The 17701-nt window shown below is 31.1% G+C and carries 16 protein-coding genes and 1 tRNA gene; 11 read left to right on the top strand and 6 right to left on the bottom strand.

The genetic code is table 11. The features are described from left to right. The first annotated feature begins 24 nt into the window (after positions 1-24). The 11 genes from mraY (at position 25) to BWR22_RS13335 (ending at position 12304) form a co-directional block, all read left to right on the top strand. Positions 25-1257, top strand: coding sequence for a phospho-N-acetylmuramoyl-pentapeptide-transferase (gene mraY, locus BWR22_RS13385; RefSeq protein ID WP_076734159.1), 1233 nt, complete (start codon positions 25-27; stop codon positions 1255-1257). 48 nt (positions 1258-1305) lie between these two features. Further along, entirely contained in the window at positions 1306-2637 is a 1332-nt protein-coding gene (gene murD, locus BWR22_RS13380; protein WP_076734158.1) for a UDP-N-acetylmuramoyl-L-alanine--D-glutamate ligase, read from the top strand. A gap of 18 nt (positions 2638-2655) precedes the next feature. Further along, positions 2656-3855, top strand: coding sequence for an FtsW/RodA/SpoVE family cell cycle protein (locus BWR22_RS13375; RefSeq protein WP_076734157.1), 1200 nt, complete (start codon positions 2656-2658; stop codon positions 3853-3855). Between the two features lie 46 nt (positions 3856-3901). Continuing rightward, on the top strand, positions 3902-5008 hold the full coding sequence (gene murG / locus BWR22_RS13370; protein WP_076734156.1) for an undecaprenyldiphospho-muramoylpentapeptide beta-N-acetylglucosaminyltransferase: 1107 nt from the start codon (positions 3902-3904) through the stop codon (positions 5006-5008). Between the two features lie 2 nt (positions 5009-5010). After that, on the top strand, positions 5011-6363 hold the full coding sequence (gene murC / locus BWR22_RS13365; RefSeq protein WP_076734155.1) for a UDP-N-acetylmuramate--L-alanine ligase: 1353 nt from the start codon (positions 5011-5013) through the stop codon (positions 6361-6363). Then, complete coding sequence (locus BWR22_RS13360) at positions 6353-7072, top strand: cell division protein FtsQ/DivIB (RefSeq protein WP_076734154.1); 720 nt, start codon at positions 6353-6355, stop codon at positions 7070-7072. Before murC ends, BWR22_RS13360 begins: the two co-directional genes overlap by 11 nt. Before the next feature lie 3 nt (positions 7073-7075). Continuing rightward, complete coding sequence (gene ftsA, locus BWR22_RS13355; protein WP_076734153.1) at positions 7076-8401, top strand: cell division protein FtsA; 1326 nt, start codon at positions 7076-7078, stop codon at positions 8399-8401. Between the two features lie 82 nt (positions 8402-8483). Continuing rightward, on the top strand, positions 8484-10469 hold the full coding sequence (ftsZ, locus tag BWR22_RS13350) for a cell division protein FtsZ (RefSeq protein WP_076734152.1): 1986 nt from the start codon (positions 8484-8486) through the stop codon (positions 10467-10469). A gap of 178 nt (positions 10470-10647) precedes the next feature. Next, entirely contained in the window at positions 10648-11097 is a 450-nt protein-coding gene (locus BWR22_RS13345) for a GatB/YqeY domain-containing protein (RefSeq protein WP_076734151.1), read from the top strand. A 10-nt stretch (positions 11098-11107) separates the two neighbouring features. Next, positions 11108-11181: transfer RNA gene (locus tag BWR22_RS13340), tRNA-Arg, on the top strand. Between the two features lie 229 nt (positions 11182-11410). Continuing rightward, positions 11411-12304 (top strand): zinc-dependent peptidase, encoded by an 894-nt coding sequence (locus BWR22_RS13335; RefSeq protein ID WP_083678312.1) that lies wholly within the window; start codon positions 11411-11413, stop codon positions 12302-12304. Positions 12305-12365: 61 nt separating this feature from the next. Here the strand turns inward: BWR22_RS13335 and rpe are convergent, their stop codons facing one another. The 6 genes from rpe to proC form a co-directional block, all read right to left on the bottom strand. Next, a complete protein-coding gene (rpe, locus tag BWR22_RS13330; protein WP_076734150.1) occupies positions 12366-13028 on the bottom strand; it encodes a ribulose-phosphate 3-epimerase in 663 nt (220 codons plus the stop codon). Positions 13029-13074: 46 nt separating this feature from the next. Continuing rightward, the gene (locus tag BWR22_RS13325; RefSeq protein ID WP_076734149.1) at positions 13075-13482 is read right to left on the bottom strand and encodes a BLUF domain-containing protein; all 408 of its coding nucleotides are present in this window, start codon (positions 13480-13482) and stop codon (positions 13075-13077) included. A gap of 156 nt (positions 13483-13638) precedes the next feature. Next, positions 13639-14502, bottom strand: a complete 864-nt coding sequence (locus tag BWR22_RS13320; RefSeq protein WP_076734148.1) for a sigma-70 family RNA polymerase sigma factor — start codon at positions 14500-14502, stop codon at positions 13639-13641. 234 nt (positions 14503-14736) lie between these two features. Further along, positions 14737-15942 carry a glutamate-5-semialdehyde dehydrogenase gene (locus tag BWR22_RS13315; protein WP_076734147.1) on the bottom strand — a complete coding sequence of 402 codons (1206 nt, stop codon included), beginning with the start codon at positions 15940-15942 and terminating at the stop codon, positions 14737-14739. 9 nt (positions 15943-15951) lie between these two features. Beyond that, a complete protein-coding gene (proB, locus tag BWR22_RS13310; RefSeq protein ID WP_076734146.1) occupies positions 15952-16722 on the bottom strand; it encodes a glutamate 5-kinase in 771 nt (256 codons plus the stop codon). A 2-nt stretch (positions 16723-16724) separates the two neighbouring features. Continuing rightward, positions 16725-17528, bottom strand: a complete 804-nt coding sequence (proC, locus tag BWR22_RS13305) for a pyrroline-5-carboxylate reductase (RefSeq protein WP_076734145.1) — start codon at positions 17526-17528, stop codon at positions 16725-16727. Positions 17529-17701 lie beyond the last annotated feature (173 nt).

The raw sequence follows: 17701 nt of genomic DNA, 5'->3' as shown, positions 1-17701 counted from the left end.
TAAATAAATATTAATAGATAAAAAATGCTGTATTACTTATTCGAATATTTAGAAAAACAATTCCAGTTAACAGGAGCAAGTGTGTTTCAGTTTATAACTTTTCGTGCTGCTTTAGCTATTATTTTATCGTTGTTGTTTTCTACAATTTTCGGAAAGAAAATTATAAGATTATTGCAAAAAATGCAAGTAGGAGAATCGGTTAGAGATTTAGGTTTAGAAGGTCAAGTTGAAAAAGCAGGTACACCAACAATGGGTGGTTTAATTATTATTTTTTCAACATTAATACCAGTATTGTTATTTGCTAAGCTAGAAAATATTTATGTGATAATGTTAATTGTAACCACGGTTTGGATGGGATTAGTTGGTTTTACAGACGATTATATTAAAGTATTTAAAAAAGATAAAGCAGGATTGAGTGGTAAATTTAAAGTGCTTGGTCAAGTTGGATTAGGGATTTTTGTTGGGTCTATTATGTATTTTCATCCAGGAGTTACTATAAGAACAGAAAAAGTAAACCCAATTTACGAGACAGAAAAAATAACTCAAAACTCATCTAGCGAGTTTAATCCAGCAGAGCAATCTTTAAAAACTACAATTCCTTTTGTAAAGGACAATGAGTTTGATTATTCAAATTTAATCAATTGGTTAGGAGAAGATTATTCTAAATACGCATGGTTGGTATTTATCCCAATAGTAATTTTTATAGTTACTGCAGTTTCCAATGGTGCAAACTTAACCGATGGTATAGATGGTCTTGCGGCAGGAAGTTCCGCCATAATTGTATTTACATTAGCTGTATTTGCCTTTATTTCTGGAAACTTTGTTTTTGCAGATTACCTTAATGTTATGTTTATACCACAATTAGGAGAGCTTGTGGTGTTTATTGCAGCTTTTGCCGGAGCATTAATAGGTTTTCTTTGGTATAATACATATCCAGCACAAGTGTTTATGGGTGATACCGGGAGTTTAACAATTGGAGGAATTATAGCAGTAATAGCTATTGCGGTTAGAAAAGAGTTATTAATCCCATTATTGTGCGGTATATTTTTCGCAGAGTCGCTTTCGGTAATATTACAAGTGAGCTGGTTTAAATACACGAGAAAAAAGTATGGAGAGGGACGTCGTATTTTTAAAATGTCGCCTTTACATCATCATTATCAAAAAGGAGGTTATCACGAAAGTAAAATAGTAACACGATTTTGGATTGTTGGAATTTTCTTAGCGATTTTAACAGTAGTAACATTAAAGTTAAGATAAAATTTTATCATTTCTATAAAGTTAAAGATGATAAATAAAGAGTAAAAAATGAAACGATTAGTAATATTAGGAGCTGGAGAAAGTGGTGTTGGAACTGCACTTTTAGCAAAGGCAAAAGGTTACAATGTATTTGTTTCAGACAAAGGAAAAATTAAAGAAAAATATAAAGAAGTTCTTATACATAATGAAATTGAATGGGAGGAAGAGCAGCATACAGAAGTTAAAATTCTTAATGCTAATCTAGTGATGAAGAGTCCTGGGATTCCTGATAAGGTTGCGTTAATTCAAAAGCTTATTAGTAATAATATTCCAGTAATTTCTGAAATAGAATTTGCTTCAAAATATACAAATGCAACTATTGTTGGTATTACAGGAAGTAATGGTAAAACAACTACAGCTTCATTAACACATCATATTCTTAAACAAGAATTAAATGTTGGTTTGGCAGGTAATATAGGAGATAGTTTTGCAAAACAAATTTTAGAAGAAGATTATAAAAACTATGTTTTAGAAATAAGTAGTTTTCAGCTAGATGGTATTGTAGATTTTAAGCCCAATATTGCTGTACTTACCAATATTACACCAGATCATTTAGATAGATATGATTACAAGTTTGAAAACTATATTAATTCTAAATTCAGAATTGCTTTAAACCAAACAAAGGAAGATTATTTAATTTATGATGCCGATGATGAGGTGATAACAAACTGGTTAAAACAAAACACTATTCAATCTACATTATTACCATTTTCGTTAAAAAAAACGTTTGAAAATGGAGCGTATTTAGATAAAGAAAATATAAAAATAACAATAGATAACATCGAGATAATTATGCCAACAAAAAATTTAGCTTTAGAAGGAAAGCACAATATAAAAAATGCAATGGCTGCTTCAACAGTATCGCACTTATTAAAAATTAGAAAGCAAACTATTCGTGAAAGTTTAGAAAACTTTCATGGTGTAGAGCACCGTTTAGAGCAGGTTCTAAAAATTAATAAAGTTCAATATATAAACGACTCTAAAGCAACAAATGTAAATGCAACATATTATGCATTAGAAAGTATGGATGCGCCAACAGTTTGGATTGTGGGTGGAGTAGATAAAGGTAATGATTATACAGAGTTGTTTCCATTTATAAACGAAAAAGTAAAAGCAATAATTTGTTTGGGCGTAGACAATGAGAAGCTTATGGAAAACTTTTCTAATATGGTAGATGTTATTGTAGAAACTCAGTTTATGAGTGAGGCTGTAAAAATTGCTTATAAAGTAGCAGAAGCAGGTGACAATGTATTGTTGTCTCCAGCGTGTGCAAGTTTCGATTTATTTGAAAACTACGAAGATAGAGGAAGACAGTTTAAAAATGCTGTAAGAAATTTATAAAAAGAAAGTATAAAAGAAGTGCAACAACTGTTTAAAAACATAAAAGGAGATCGATTAATATGGGCAATAGCTGCTTTGTTGGCTATTTTCTCATTTCTTCCTGTGTACAGTGCGGCTAGTAATCTAGTAAATGTAGGAGGAGGAAATACCTTTACCTATTTTGTAAAGCACTTTATGCACTTGTTTTTAGGTTTTGCAATAATGTATGGTGTACATAAAATACCATATCGTTATTTTCGAGGTTTGTCTATGGTAATGATACCTGTTGTGTTAGTATTGTTGGTTGTTACTATTTTACAAGGTACTACTATTGATGGAGCAAACGCAAGCCGTTGGATAAGAATTCCATTTGTAAATATGTCTTTTCAAACCTCTACATTGGCATCTGTAGTTTTAATGGTTTACGTGGCAAGATATATGTCTAAAATAAAAGATAAAACAGTGTCTTTTAAGGAAACTATATTGCCGCTTTGGTTGCCAGTTTTTTTAGTTTTAATAATGATTTTACCATCAAATTTTTCAACTACAGCGTTAATATTTTTAATGGTAATTGTATTAGTGTTTTTGGGTGGTTATCCTATTAGATATTTAGCTGTAATTATTGGTTCAGGAATATTAGCATTGGTTATGTTTATTTTGGTGGCAAAAGCATTTCCAGACGCAATGCCAAACCGTATTGATACCTGGATGAGTAGAATAGAAAGTTTTTCAGATGATGGAGATACAGAAGGAGATTACCAAATTGAAAAAGCAAAAATTGCAATAGCTTCTGGAGAATTAACAGGTGTTGGTCCGGGAAAAAGTACACAGAAAAATTTTTTACCACAATCATCGTCAGATTTTATTTTTGCAATTATTATTGAAGAATATGGATTAATTGGCGGATTGTTTTTAATGGTTTTATATATGTGGCTATTATTTAGAATAGTAATAGTTGCGCAAAAATCTGACACTATTTTTGGAAAATTAATAGTGCTTGGTGTTGGTATTCCAATTGTGTTTCAAGCGCTAATAAATATGGCAGTTGCTGTAGAGTTGTTTCCTGTAACAGGCCAAACACTACCATTAATTAGTAGTGGTGGAACTTCAATATGGATGACGTGTTTAGCAATAGGCATAATTTTAAGTGTTAGTTCTAAGAGAGAAGAAATAAAAGAAAAAGAAAGTGATGAGGATTTAGAACAAAATCCATTAGAAATTCTTTCAGAAACTATTTAAGTAAATATTGAAAAATCAACGAATATAATTCTTGAGATATAATTAAGTGAGTAATAAAAAGAAAACATATAAAATAATACTAAGTGGCGGTGGAACAGGAGGTCATATTTATCCTGCTATAGCTATTGCTAACGAATTAAAATTGCGTTTTCCAGATGCCAAATTTCTTTTTGTAGGAGCAAAAGATCGTATGGAAATGGAAAAAGTACCACAAGCAGGTTATAAAATTAAAGGCTTATGGATTACTGGAATAGAAAGAAAATTAACACTTAAAAACTTAGCATTTCCATTTAAATTAATCAATAGTTTATGGAGTGCAAGGCAAATTGTAAACAAATTTAAACCAGATGTAGCCATTGGTACAGGAGGTTTTGCAAGCGGACCGTTATTGCAAATAGCAGCTTTAAAGGGAATACCAAGTTTAATACAAGAACAAAACTCTTATCCAGGAATTACAAATAAACTATTATCAAAAAAAGTACAAAAAATATGTGTGGCCTATAATGGCTTAGATCGTTTTTTTCCAAAGAATAAAATATTAAAAACAGGAAATCCGGTACGTCAAGATTTGTTAGATATTGATTCTAAAAGAAGTGAGGCAATAAAATATTTTGGTTTAGTAGAAGGGAAAAAAACACTCTTAGTTTTAGGAGGAAGTTTAGGAGCAAAAGCTATTAACGAACTCTTAAAACGAGAATTAGATTTTTTGCAAACACAGCAAGTTCAAATTATTTGGCAAACAGGAAAATTGTATTATAACGATTATAAAATTAATGGAGATATAAAGCATGTACAAGTGCATCAATTTATAAATAATATGGATTTTGCTTATGCCGCTGCCGATATTATTATATCACGTGCAGGAGCAGGTTCTGTATCAGAGCTTTGTATTGTTGGAAAACCTGTAATTTTTGTGCCATCACCATATGTGGCTGAAGATCATCAAACCAAAAATGCAAAAGCTATAGTAGATGAAAACGCTGCTTTAATGATTGCTCAAGAAGATTTAGAAGTCGATTTTAAAAATAAATTCTCTCAGTTAATAGCTTCAGACGAAAGGCAAAAACAATTAGGTGTAAATATTAAAAAACTAGCATTAGTAAATGCAACAAAACATATAGCGGATGAAGTTGAAAAACTTCTGAATAAATAATTATGAATTTAAACAACATACATAACATCTATTTTATAGGTATTGGAGGTATTGGAATGAGTGCCATAGCACGCTATTTCCATGCGGCTAATATGTATGTCGCTGGTTACGACAAAACCAAAACAGAAATAACAAATTCACTTGAGGATTTAGGGATAAATATTCATTTTAACGATAATGTTAAAAACATAGAAGCTCCTTTTTTAGATACCCAAAACACTTTAGTGGTTTACACACCTGCAATTCCAAAAGATAGTAAAGAATTAAACTATTTTAAAACCAATGGCTTTAATCTTTTAAAACGTTCTGAGATTTTAGGTTTAATTACTAAAAACACGTTTTGTTTAGCAGTAGCTGGTACACACGGTAAAACAACTACTACAAGTATTTTAGGTCATTTATTAATGGAGTGTAATGTTCCTTTAACTGCTTTTTTAGGTGGTATTAGCGAAAATTACAATTCCAATTTAATATTAAATGGAAGTGAGGTAAGTGTTGTTGAAGCTGATGAATTTGATCGTTCATTTTTAACACTATCTCCAGATTTAGCATGTATTACATCAATGGATGCAGATCATTTAGATATTTACGGAGATGCTTCAGAGTTAACAAAAACTTTCGAAGATTTTTCAAAAAAACTAAAACCAAACGGAAAACTATTTGTAAAAAATGGTTTGCCAATTAAAGGAATAACTTACGGTATTGAAGATGATTCAGATTATACTGTTCAAAATATAAAAATAGAAAATGGTGCTTATGTATTTGATGTTAAAACACCAAGTACAGTACTAAAACAAGTTCAATTTAACCTACCTGGTAGACATAATTTGTCGAATGCATTAATAGCCTTAGCGATGGCTGTAGAATACGGTGTCCCTTCACCACAGCTCGTTAAGGCATTAGCATCTTACAAAGGTGTTAAGCGCAGGTTTACATACCAGATTAAGAGCGATGATCTTGTTTTTATAGATGATTATGCTCATCATCCAGAAGAGATTAATGCAGTGCATCAGGCAGTTAGAGAGATGTATCCAAAAGATAAGGTGTTAGCAGTTTTTCAGCCTCATTTGTTTTCAAGAACTAAAGATTTTGGAGCAGAATTTGCAAATAGTCTCTCAAAATTTGATGAAGTACTGTTGTTAGATATTTATCCAGCAAGAGAATTGCCAATAAAAGGTGTGACTTCTAATTGGCTTTTAAACCAGATAGAAAACGATAGTAAAGAATTAATAAAGAAAACAGAAATAATAAAAAAAATAAAAGCTAGTAAGGCAAAAATAATTCTTACAATAGGAGCAGGCGATATAGGAGCAGAAGTATTAAAAATTAAAGAAGCATTAGTCCATGAAAATTAATTGGAACTACATAAAAGCTGTTGTGCTATTTGGCGTAGTTGTTTTCTTATTTGCATTTTCTTCAGCAAAAAATGGTAATAGAAAGGTGGAGAAAACAACCATAGAATTTGTAGAAGAACAGAAGCCATTTATCACGCATGCAACTGTTAGTAAATTGTTAATACAAAATCAACAACCACTTACGAGTGTGCCTAAAGAAACTTTAGATTTGAATGTATTAGAATCTGCCCTGAACGCTAATGCAATGATTGAAAAAGCCGACATTTTCTTAGATGTAAACGGTGATTTTTCGGTTAAAATAAAACAAAAAAAACCTATAGCAAGAGTATTAAATTCAAACTCTTATTACATAGATAGTAAAGGCGGTTATATGCCCTTATCATCTAATTTTACAGCGCGAGTGCCAATTGTAACTGGCGAAGTATCAAAAAAAAAGTTAGGCAATGTTTTTGCAATTGCTAGTAAAATAGAACAAGACGAGTTTTTAAAAAAGAATGTAGTCGAGATAATTCAAAATAAAAATAACTCTATAGATTTAAAGTTAAGACAATGTAGTTTTATAGTACAGATTGGAAAACTTGAACATTTAGACAAAAAAATAAATAACCTTAAAGCTTTCTTTAAAAAAGCACTTAAGGATAAAAGTTTAGAGAAGTACAGTAAAGTGAATTTGCAGTTTGAAAATCAAGTTGTTTGCACTAAAGTATAAATTATGGAACAGAATTTAGCAGTTGGGTTAGACCTTGGGACCACAAAAATTGTGGCAATGATTGGTCGTAAAAATGAGTATGGTAAAGTTGAAATTTTAGGTATTGGTAAATCTAAAAGTTTAGGTATCCATCGAGGTGTTGTAAATAATATAACGCAGACTATACAATCCATTCAATTGGCAGTACAAGAAGCCGAAGCAGCAGCAGCGTCAAAAATTGAAGGTGTAACTGTTGGTATTGCAGGACAACACATTAGAAGTTTACAGCATAGCGATTATATTACTAGAGCAGATTCAGAAACGGTTATAGACGATAATGATATTGAGCGTTTAATTAATCAGGTACACAAGTTAGTAATGTTACCTGGAGAAGAAATTATACATGTATTACCACAAGAGTATAAAGTAGACGGTCAAGCCGAAATAAAAGAACCAATAGGTATGTATGGTGGAAGATTAGAGGCTAATTTTCACGTTGTAGTTGGGCAAGTATCTTCAATTAGAAATATTGGACGTTGTGTAAAAAGTGCAGGCTTAGATTTAGAAGGTATTACTTTAGAGCCGTTAGCATCTGCAAATGCTGTTTTAAGCCAAGAAGAAAAAGAAGCAGGAGTTGCTTTAATAGATATAGGAGGAGGAACAACAGATCTAGCTATTTTTAGAGATGGTATAATTCGTCATACAGCAGTAATTCCTTTTGGAGGAAATGTAATTACAGAAGACATAAAAGAAGGATGTTCTATTATTGAAAAGCAAGCCGAATTATTAAAAATAAAATTCGGATCAGCTTGGCCTGGAGAAAATAAAGATAATGAAATTGTATCTATTCCTGGTTTACGAGGCAGAGATCCAAAAGAAATTACACTTAAAAATTTATCTAAAATTATTCATGCAAGAGTAGTTGAAATTATAGAACAAGTGTATGTAGAAATTAAAAATTACGGTCACGAAGAACAAAAGAAAAAACTAATTGCAGGTATAGTATTAACAGGAGGTGGAGCACAATTAAAACACCTAAAACAATTAGTAGAATATATTACAGGAATGGATACCAGAGTAGGTTATCCAAACGAGCACTTAGCAGGAGATAGCGACGAAGCTATAACAAGTCCTCTTTTTGCAACAGCCGTAGGTTTGGTTATGGATGGTTTAAAACGACAAGATCGTGTAAAAGCCGAAGCTAAAGTAGAAGAAACAATTGAAGAGACTAATATTTTAGTTGAAGAAGAAGAAGAGCAACCAATACCAGAACCGGTTAAAAAACCAAAACGCTCTTTTTTAGATAGTTTAACAGAACGCGTAAGAGATTTTTTAGACAACGCAGAATAAAGTATAAACGTTTTAATAAACGTTTCAAATAATAATAAAGAAAACAAGAGAAGCAAATTACTTCTCGACAAAACAGAATTTTATGAGCAACAATGAATTCGAAAGTATCGCCTTTGATTTACCTAAAAATCAATCTAACGTCATCAAGGTTATTGGTGTTGGTGGAGGTGGTAGCAACGCTATTAACCACATGTTTCAACAAGGTATAAAAGGAGTAGATTTTGTAATCTGTAATACAGATGCACAAGCACTTCAAAATAGTGGAGTACCAAACAAAATCCAGTTAGGTGTTAACTTAACCGAAGGATTAGGAGCAGGTGCAAACCCAGATGTAGGTATGCAATCTGCCGTAGAAAGTTTTTCAGATATTCAACAAATGCTTGGAACAAATACTAAAATGGTATTTATTACAGCAGGAATGGGAGGAGGAACTGGTACAGGAGCAGCACCTATTATCGCTAAAATGGCCAAGGAAATGGATATATTAACAGTGGGAATTGTTACTATGCCTTTTCAGTTTGAAGGAAAAATGCGAAATGAACAAGCGCAAATAGGAATAGAAAAACTACGTAGCGAAGTAGATTCTTTAATTGTTATTAATAATAATAAATTAAGAGAAGTTTATGGAAACCTTGGGTTTAAAGCTGGATTCTCTAAAGCAGACGAAGTTTTAGCTACAGCCTCTCGCGGTATTGCTGAGGTTATAACACATCACTACACTCAAAACATCGATTTACGTGATGCTAAAACTGTATTAAGTAATAGTGGTACAGCTATTATGGGTTCATCAACCTCTTCAGGACAAAATAGAGCTCACGAAGCCATTACTAAAGCCTTAGATTCACCATTATTAAACGATAATAAAATTACAGGAGCTAAAAACGTATTGTTGCTAATCGTTTCTGGTTCTCAAGAAATAACAATCGATGAGATTGGTGAAATTAACGACCATATTCAAACAGAAGCTGGACACGGTGCCAATATTATTATGGGTGTTGGTGAAGATGAATCTTTAGAAGAATCTATTGCTGTAACTATTATAGCAACAGGATTTAATATAGAACAACAAGACGAAATCTCTAATACAGAAACTAAAAAAGTTATCCACGCATTAGAAGAGGATCAAAGTATAGAAAAAGATTTAACGCCTAACGAAGCTTCTCCGGCAATTATTAGACCAGATATTGTTTTAGAAAAACCAGAACCTCCTAAAATTGTAAAGCATACTTTAGATATAGATGAGGATACAGAAGATACTTTAAGTAAACTAGAAATGGACTTGGTAAACAAGCAAAATACTGTGTCTTTAGAAGAGTTAGGCTTAATATCAACAACAGAAGTAATTAAAAATATAGATGTTGTTTACGATGAGGTTGTAGCTACATTTAATACAGAAGAAGAGTTTGTAATAAATTCAACTCAAGAAAATGTAGAGAATGAAAATACACCAAAAACAAACGATGAAGATAAACAACAAATAACCTTAAGTTTCGATTTACCAATAAAAGAAGAAAGTATAGAAGTTGATTTTGAACCTGAAGCAAAAAAAGAAGAAAATATAGTTTTCGATTTAAATGATATTGAAGTAAACGATCACGTAGAATTTATACCAGTAACCGAAGTTTCCGAAACTAAAGAAATACGTTATGCTTTAGACGATTATGAAGAAGCAGATTCTTCTATAAATACAAAGCAAAAAGAAGTTAAAACTGGAAAAATCGAAGAACAGGAAGAAGTTATTTTCGAAAAGAAAATAATTGCTCAAGAAGAAGTTGTTGAGGTAGAAGAAGAGGATTTAGATCCAATGAATAGTTCTATTTCAGATATTTTAAGAGATAGAGCAGATGATAGACGAAAAAAAATGAAGTCTTTCAATCATAAATTCAATACTTCAAAAATTGATGATATTGAAAAAATTCCAGCATATAAGCGTCAAGGTTTAAATTTAGATGACACACAACATTCATCATCCGAAAACAATGTGTCTAAAACAACTTTAAGCATAGACGATAATGACGATATCCAACTAAGAAATAACAATTCTTTTTTACACGATAACGTAGATTAGTAAAATGCTATTTTATTAAAAGAGAAAATCTTTTATAAAATTTGTTAATCCATTTTAACCCAAAATGTCCCTCAACATTTTGGGTTTTTTGTTTATAAATACAAGCTTTTAAAGCTTAAAGGCGTTAAGTTTAGCTTAATAGTTTTTGTTATCTTCGTAACCTAAAAAAATATCAAAAATGAGCTTATCAAAAAATATAATGACAGCTTTAAAAGAAGCGATGAAAAGTAAAGATCAAACAGCTTTAACTGCATTACGTGCTGTAAAGTCTGCAATTTTATTAGCACAAACAGAAAGTGGAGCAAAAGAAGAATTGACTGAAGAGCAGGAAATGAAAATTCTTCAAAAACAAGTAAAGCAACGCAAAGATAGTGCTGCAATATTTTTAAAGCAAGGTAGAGAAGATTTAGCAGAACCAGAATTAGCCGAAGCAAAGGTTATAGAGCAATTTTTGCCAGAAGCAATGAGTGAGGAAGAAATAGGAGCTTTAGTAGAAGATGCTATAGTAAAAACAGGAGCTCAAGGTATGAAAGATATGGGTAAAGTAATGGGTATAGTAAACCAAGCAGTTGCTGGAAGGGCAGATGGCAAAACTATTTCTAATATAGTTAAAGCTAAACTAGCTTAAATAAATTACGGGCTGCGTAGTTCAACTGGATAGAATATCAGATTTCGGCTCTGAGGGTTGGAGGTTCGAATCCTCTCGCGGTCACGAATAAGCCAAAAACTCAAACATTAAACCAAGCTTGCTTGTGTTTATAAGTTTGAGTTTTTGGTTTTCAAGGCGGAACGCATTGAGGAAAGCTAATCCTAAAAAAAAAGAAGTATAATAAAATTTAAGAAAAAGACTTGCTTGTGTTTATAAGTTTGAGTTTTTGGTTTTCAAGGTTGAACACATTGAGGAGAGCTAATATTTTTTTATAAAAACAATAATTTAATTTATGGGTGATAGTAAAATACAACAACTTATAGATACTTTACAAAACCCAGAAACACCTATAATGTTTAGAGTTGTTGTAAGTATAATTCTTGTTGGTATTATATCACTCGCCATATTTGTAGTTTTTAGAGGTATTTTTAATTTTTTTGAAATGGCATTTGTAGAATATTTTAAAAAGCAACAATTTTTTACAAACCCATACATAAGAACAAAAACTTTAAAAGAAGAATATAAGTCTATTTTAAAAAATGAATTCGATTTCTATAACAGCTTAAAACCTTTAAAACAAAAGCATTTCGAGCACCGTATTCAATATTTTATTAAACATTGGGAATTTATAGGTAAGGATATTGAAATTACTAATACTATGAGAGTTAAAGTTGCAGCAACCGCAACCAAACTTACACTTGGCTTTAGAGATTATAAAATTAAAGCAGTAGATAAAGTTGTAATTTATCCTAAAAAATACTTTTCAAATATTAATAAGCAAGACCATAAAGGAGAATTTAATATGTCTTATAAGGCTTTGGTTTTTTCATGGGAAGATTTTGAAAAAGGATATGCAATTTCAAACGATAATTTAAATTTAGGTGTTCATGAGTGTATACACGCTATGCATATTACGTTTTTAAAATCTAGAAGAAAAAGCACAAGCGCAGCAATTTTTTTAGATTCTTTTTATGAACTAACAGAATTTATAGAAACAAATGTATTAATTAAAAAAAAGCTTATTTCTTCAGGATATTTTAGAGACTATGCTTTTGAAAATCAGTTTGAATTTGTTTCGGTATTAGTAGAGAACTTTATTGAAACACCTTTGGAGTTTAGAGCTCAATTTCCAAACATATATAGTAAAGTAAAAGAAATGTTGAATTTTAATTTTGCGGGCTATTAAAGCTTAAAATTTCTAGAATTAAAAAAGGCTTTAAATTTTAATTTAAAGCCTTTTTTGTTATTTATAGATTAGCTAATTGCTTTAACTTTTTAATTGTAGCAGTTTGGTCCTCGCTTTTAAAAACATGACTGCCAGCAACAAAAACATCTGCGCCAGCTTCTACAAGTTTTTCTATATTTTTATCTGTTACGCCACCATCAATTTCTATACGTGTGTCTAAACCTTGCTCATCAATCATTTTGCGTAGTTTTTTTATACGTTGGTATGTAACGTCTTCAAATTTTTGACCACCAAAACCAGGATTAATAGACATTAATAATACCATATAACATTCTGGTAAAATATCTTCTAAAACAGAAACTGGTGTTGTTATATTTAAAACGACACCTGCTTTACAACCAGCATCTTTAATTTGTCTTAAAGTTCTATGTAAATGTACTGTAGACTCATGATGAACAGTAATTATATCTGCACCAACTTTTGCAAACTCTTCGATATAACGCTCTGGTTTTTCAATCATTAAATGTACATCTAATGGTTTTTTTGCATGTTTTTTTATGGCTTGAATTACTGGCATACCATAAGAAATATTTGGTACAAAGTGACCATCCATTACATCAATATGAAACCAATCGGCATCACTATTATTAACCATTTCTGTATCACGTTGTAGATTGCCAAAATCGGCAGCTAACATTGAAGGTGCTATTAATTTTTTAGCCATTATTTGTAGTAGTTTTGTGTTGTTTGCGCAAAGCTAAGAATATTTATTAGTCGATAGTTAATAGATCTTCTATAATTTTTGAAAATAGATTACTATTCTCAAAATTACTTTGATTCAATTCCATTACATATTTTTGCAATCCATAAAGAGCATCAAAATCTTCAATTACTGCATAACCAGTATCAAAAGCTTTAAAGCTTAATTGAGAAATAGTTTGATTTAATAGTTCGACAATATTTGTGTGTCTTGTGTCTAGCTTTATTTTCTTATAAACTTCATCTATAATTTTAGAATGACCTTCTATTATTTGAAAGAATGTGTTTTCTTTCTTTACCAATACACCAAAAATGTTGTTTTTATTATTGTTAATTTGAGTTTCATTAAATAAAGCTTCAAAAGTTAGCATGCTTAGATTTGATTTAGCTTTACTTTTATAGCATATGGTTTTTAGCATACTGTAAATATAATAAATTCAATAAGTTGAGTGTTAAAGAATATATTAAAAACGACCTTAATAAAATGAGTGAACCCAGAGTAATCAGCTCTGGGTTCTTTCATCAATCAAAAAACGAACAGTTATGAATAACTGTTTGTTATTGTAACTTAGTGTTTATCCTAAGTAAGTTTTTAATATTTTACTTCTAGACGTATGTTTTAATCTACGTATAGCTTTTTCTTTAATTTGTCTAACACGCTCACGAGTTAAATCGAAAGTTTCACCAATTTCTTCAAGAGTCATTGGGTGCTGGTTTCCTAAACCAAAATATAGTCTAATAACATCTGCTTCACGAGGTGTTAAAGTTTCTAAAGCACGCTCAATTTCTGTACGTAAAGATTCGTGCAATAAACTACGGTCTGGATTTGGAGACTCACCAGAGTTTAATACATCGTATAAGTTAGAATCTTCACCTTCAACTAGAGGTGCATCCATACTTACGTGACGTCCAGAATTCTTCATAGATTCTTTAACGTCGTTAATAGTCATATCTAATTCTTTTGCAATTTCTTCGGCACTTGGCGGACGCTCGTGTGCTTGCTCTAAAAAGGCAAAAGTTTTATTTATTTTATTAATAGAACCAATCTTGTTTAATGGTAAACGTACAATACGAGACTGCTCTGCTAAAGCTTGTAAAATAGATTGTCTAATCCACCATACAGCGTAAGAAATAAATTTAAAACCACGCGTTTCGTCAAAACGTTGCGCTGCTTTAATTAAACCTAAATTACCTTCGTTAATTAAATCTGGTAACGTTAAACCTTGGTTTTGGTATTGCTTAGCTACCGATACTACGAAACGTAAATTAGCTTTTGTTAACTTTTCAAGAGCGACTTGATCGCCTGCTTTAATACGTTGTGCTAATTCTACTTCTTCGTCTGCGGTAATTAAGTCAACTTTTCCAATTTCTTGTAGGTATTTGTCTAATGATGCGGTCTCACGGTTGGTTACCTGCTTGGTAATTTTAAGTTGTCTCATGTAAATAAGTTGTGATTAATTCCTAGTAAAATAGGAGTGAATAATTTTGCTATCAATGGTTATACGTACTAAAGAAACATTTTGTTACAAAAAAGTTTATTTTTTTTTAAAGTTGTTACTTTTTTTATTCAGAAGGTTTGAAAAGACTAGGTTTTTCGACTATATAATTTAAAAATATAAAGCCTGTTTAATAATAAAAACAGGCTTTATAGAGTTTATGGTGTTTTATAAGTTTTAAATATTTGTTCTAATATGTCCGTCTCCAAATACGTAATATTTATTAGTTACTAATTGTTTAAGACCTAATGGTCCACGATGGTGCAATTTGTCTGTACTAATAGCTAATTCTGCTCCAACACCCATTTGTCCGCCATCTGTAAATCTAGTAGAGGCATTATGGTAAACAGCAGCGCTATCGACTTGTTGCATAAATTTCTCTGCTTGTATTTTGTTTTCGGTTATAATAGAAGCAGAATGTCCGCCAGAGAATTTATTTATCATATCTATGGCATTGTCTTCATTATCAACTTCTGCTATTAAAAGTTTCATGGCTAAAAACTCTTCGTACCAGATAGATTGAGATAGTATTTTATTTTCATTTGGAAGTAGTTTGCTTATTTTTTCATCTACAACCAAATCAACATCTAGTTTATTTAAAATAGTTTTAAGTTCCTTAACTTTCTTTTCATATTCAGGAATATTTTTATCTATTAATACTTTGTCTAAAGCATTACAACCAGAAATTTTATCGGTTTTAGCATTAATAATTACTTTTACAGACTTTAACCAATCGGCATTTTTAGATACATATAAGAAGTTGTTGCCACGACCACTTATTAATACCGCGCACGTAGCGTGATCCTTAACAAATTTGATTAAACGTTCTCCACCTCTAGGTACAATTAGGTCTATTTTTTCTGGCGGATTTTTTAAAAACTCTTGAGTTTCTTCGCGTTTTAAATGCAATAGTTTAATCCAATCTTTAGATAAATTATTTTCTTCTAATGCTTGATGCCAGCATTTTTCAAGAATAAGATTGCTGTTTATGGCCTCTTTACCACCTTTTAATAAAATTTTATTATTTGCTTTAAAAGCTAAAACGGCGGCTTCTATTGTTACATCTGGTCTCGATTCGTAAATAATCATTATGGTGCCAAATGGTGCACTTTTATTTTCAATTTTTAAACCACTATTTAATGTGGTGCTTGATATAATTTGATTAACAGGATCTTCTTGGTTTTTTACTTCTTCAATAGCGTTTATCATGCCGTTAATTTTAGCATCGTCTACTATAAGTCTATCGTATAAAGCTCTGTCGTCTTTAGTAAACGACTCTAAATCTTCTTTATTAGCGGCTATTATATTAGCACGCTGTTTATCAATAATTTTCATCATTGATTGTAGTACTTTATTTTTTATTTCTGTATTTAATAATTTCATAATGTCTTTTTAGTGAATAAATTTTGTTCCAACTTCTTTATTGTCTACAATGTCTACAATAACATTTTCACGTTTACCATTGGCGATATAAGTTGGAATGTTTTTTCTTGCTGTGCCTTTGGCAATTTTTAGTTTTGAAGCCATGCCGCCTCGACCTTCACCTTCTTTTTTAACAGAGGCTTGTACATATTGTTCTACGTTTTGGTCTACGGTAACTTCGGTTAACTTTTTAGAATTTTCATCGTCTGGATGTCCGGTATATAATCCATCTGTATCAGATAGTATGATTAAACGGTCAGCATCTAATAATTCTGCAACTAAACTAGCTAGCTCATCATTATCTGAAAACATAGACATTGTTAGTGAAACCGCATCATCTTCATTAGCGATAGGTACTACGCCTTCAGATAATAATCCTTCGTAACAATTAATCATATTTTCGCGATGTTTTCCTGCATCAAAATCTCTTTTAGTTGCTAAAACTTGAGCGCATCGCATACCATAATCATGAAAAAGACTATAATAATGGCGCATCATTCTTGGTTGTCCTACCGATGAATACACTTGTCTTCTTATGGAGGAATCATCTATATTGGTTTCTCCTAAAATTTCTTTACCTGCAATTGCAGAACCAGATGATACTAAGATAGTTTCTATATTACGTTCGTATAAAACGGATATTTGTCTTACTAATTCTCTTAAAATTGGGCCTAAAATTCTGTTATCTTTATTGGTTAATACATTTGTACCAACTTTTATTACTACTCTTTTTGTTTCCATTTTTATTTTTTTCCTAATTCAATTGCTCTATCAAATGCTGCATATGCTGCATCTTGAATAAGTTGTTTTACGTTGTTATCTTCCATGGAGTCTATAGCGGCTTGTGTTGTACCTCCTTTAGAAGCAACTTTATCTATCCAAGATTTTGGAGAAATATCATTTTGGTTAAAAAGTTCTATTGCACCTTCAAAAGTGCTACTAACTAAAACTTTAGAATCGTAATCTGAAAACCCCATTTTTTGAGCAGCCTCTAACATAGATTGCATAAAATAAAAAACGTAAGCAGGACCACTTCCAGAGATTCCTGTAGAAGCATCAATAAACGTTTCGGTATTTACATGTATTGATGTTCCTGTGGTGTCTAATAGTGTTCTTACCATTATTAATTCTACTTTAGAAACTTCTTTAGATTCTGTATAAGATGTTACACCTTTTCCAACTTGTGCTGGTAAATTAGGCATAGATCTTACTACTTTTTTTACTTTTAGTTTTTCTTGAATGGTTTCTATGGTAACTCCTGCCATTAAAGACACAAAAATTTGATCACCATTAAGCATAGATTTCATGTTATTAAATAGACCATCACTATGGTATGGTTTTACTGCTATAAATACTATGTCTGCTTTTGGTAAGCAGTCTTCCAAATTATCGTAAACGAGAAATCTTGAATCTTTACGTAATGTTTCAATTTTTTTAGGATCAGTATCATAAATTTTTAATCTATGCTTATTTAGCATCGCACTATCTGCCATACCTTCTGCATAGGTTAATCCCATGTTTCCTGCTCCAATTACTAATACTTTCATGTTTTATTATATTATTTCAACCTATTAACCACAAGGACTATACGGAAGTGCCATAATATAATATTGATTTTAAAAATTATAGAATTCTGAATATATGCAGGAGAAGTATTGTGATACTGAAAACTATATGGTTGTTTGCTTACGAAAATGAAAAAAAGAAAAATTTTGAATGG

This window comes from Lacinutrix venerupis, assembly GCF_001971745.1.
In the GTDB taxonomy this organism is placed as follows: domain Bacteria; phylum Bacteroidota; class Bacteroidia; order Flavobacteriales; family Flavobacteriaceae; genus Lacinutrix; species Lacinutrix venerupis.
Note: the sequence above shows the minus strand (reverse complement) of the source record. Positions and strands in the feature narration are given on the sequence as shown.

What these genes read in the sequence shown, in the direction of transcription:
- ftsZ (WP_076734152.1), top strand. Translation starts at nt 8,484, where the DNA reads ATGAGCAACAATGAATTCGAAAGTATCGCCTTTGATTTACCTAAAAAT.
- murC (WP_076734155.1), top strand. Translation starts at nt 5,011, where the DNA reads ATGAATTTAAACAACATACATAACATCTATTTTATAGGTATTGGAGGT.
- murD (WP_076734158.1), top strand. Translation starts at nt 1,306, where the DNA reads ATGAAACGATTAGTAATATTAGGAGCTGGAGAAAGTGGTGTTGGAACT.
- mraY (WP_076734159.1), top strand. Translation starts at nt 25, where the DNA reads ATGCTGTATTACTTATTCGAATATTTAGAAAAACAATTCCAGTTAACA.
- BWR22_RS13335 (WP_083678312.1), top strand. Translation starts at nt 11,411, where the DNA reads ATGGGTGATAGTAAAATACAACAACTTATAGATACTTTACAAAACCCA.
- rpe (WP_076734150.1), bottom strand. Translation starts at nt 13,028, where the DNA reads ATGGCTAAAAAATTAATAGCACCTTCAATGTTAGCTGCCGATTTTGGC.
- BWR22_RS13345 (WP_076734151.1), top strand. Translation starts at nt 10,648, where the DNA reads ATGAGCTTATCAAAAAATATAATGACAGCTTTAAAAGAAGCGATGAAA.
- ftsA (WP_076734153.1), top strand. Translation starts at nt 7,076, where the DNA reads ATGGAACAGAATTTAGCAGTTGGGTTAGACCTTGGGACCACAAAAATT.
- BWR22_RS13320 (WP_076734148.1), bottom strand. Translation starts at nt 14,502, where the DNA reads ATGAGACAACTTAAAATTACCAAGCAGGTAACCAACCGTGAGACCGCA.
- BWR22_RS13360 (WP_076734154.1), top strand. Translation starts at nt 6,353, where the DNA reads ATGAAAATTAATTGGAACTACATAAAAGCTGTTGTGCTATTTGGCGTA.
- BWR22_RS13325 (WP_076734149.1), bottom strand. Translation starts at nt 13,482, where the DNA reads ATGCTAAAAACCATATGCTATAAAAGTAAAGCTAAATCAAATCTAAGC.
- proC (WP_076734145.1), bottom strand. Translation starts at nt 17,528, where the DNA reads ATGAAAGTATTAGTAATTGGAGCAGGAAACATGGGATTAACCTATGCA.
- proB (WP_076734146.1), bottom strand. Translation starts at nt 16,722, where the DNA reads ATGGAAACAAAAAGAGTAGTAATAAAAGTTGGTACAAATGTATTAACC.
- BWR22_RS13315 (WP_076734147.1), bottom strand. Translation starts at nt 15,942, where the DNA reads ATGAAATTATTAAATACAGAAATAAAAAATAAAGTACTACAATCAATG.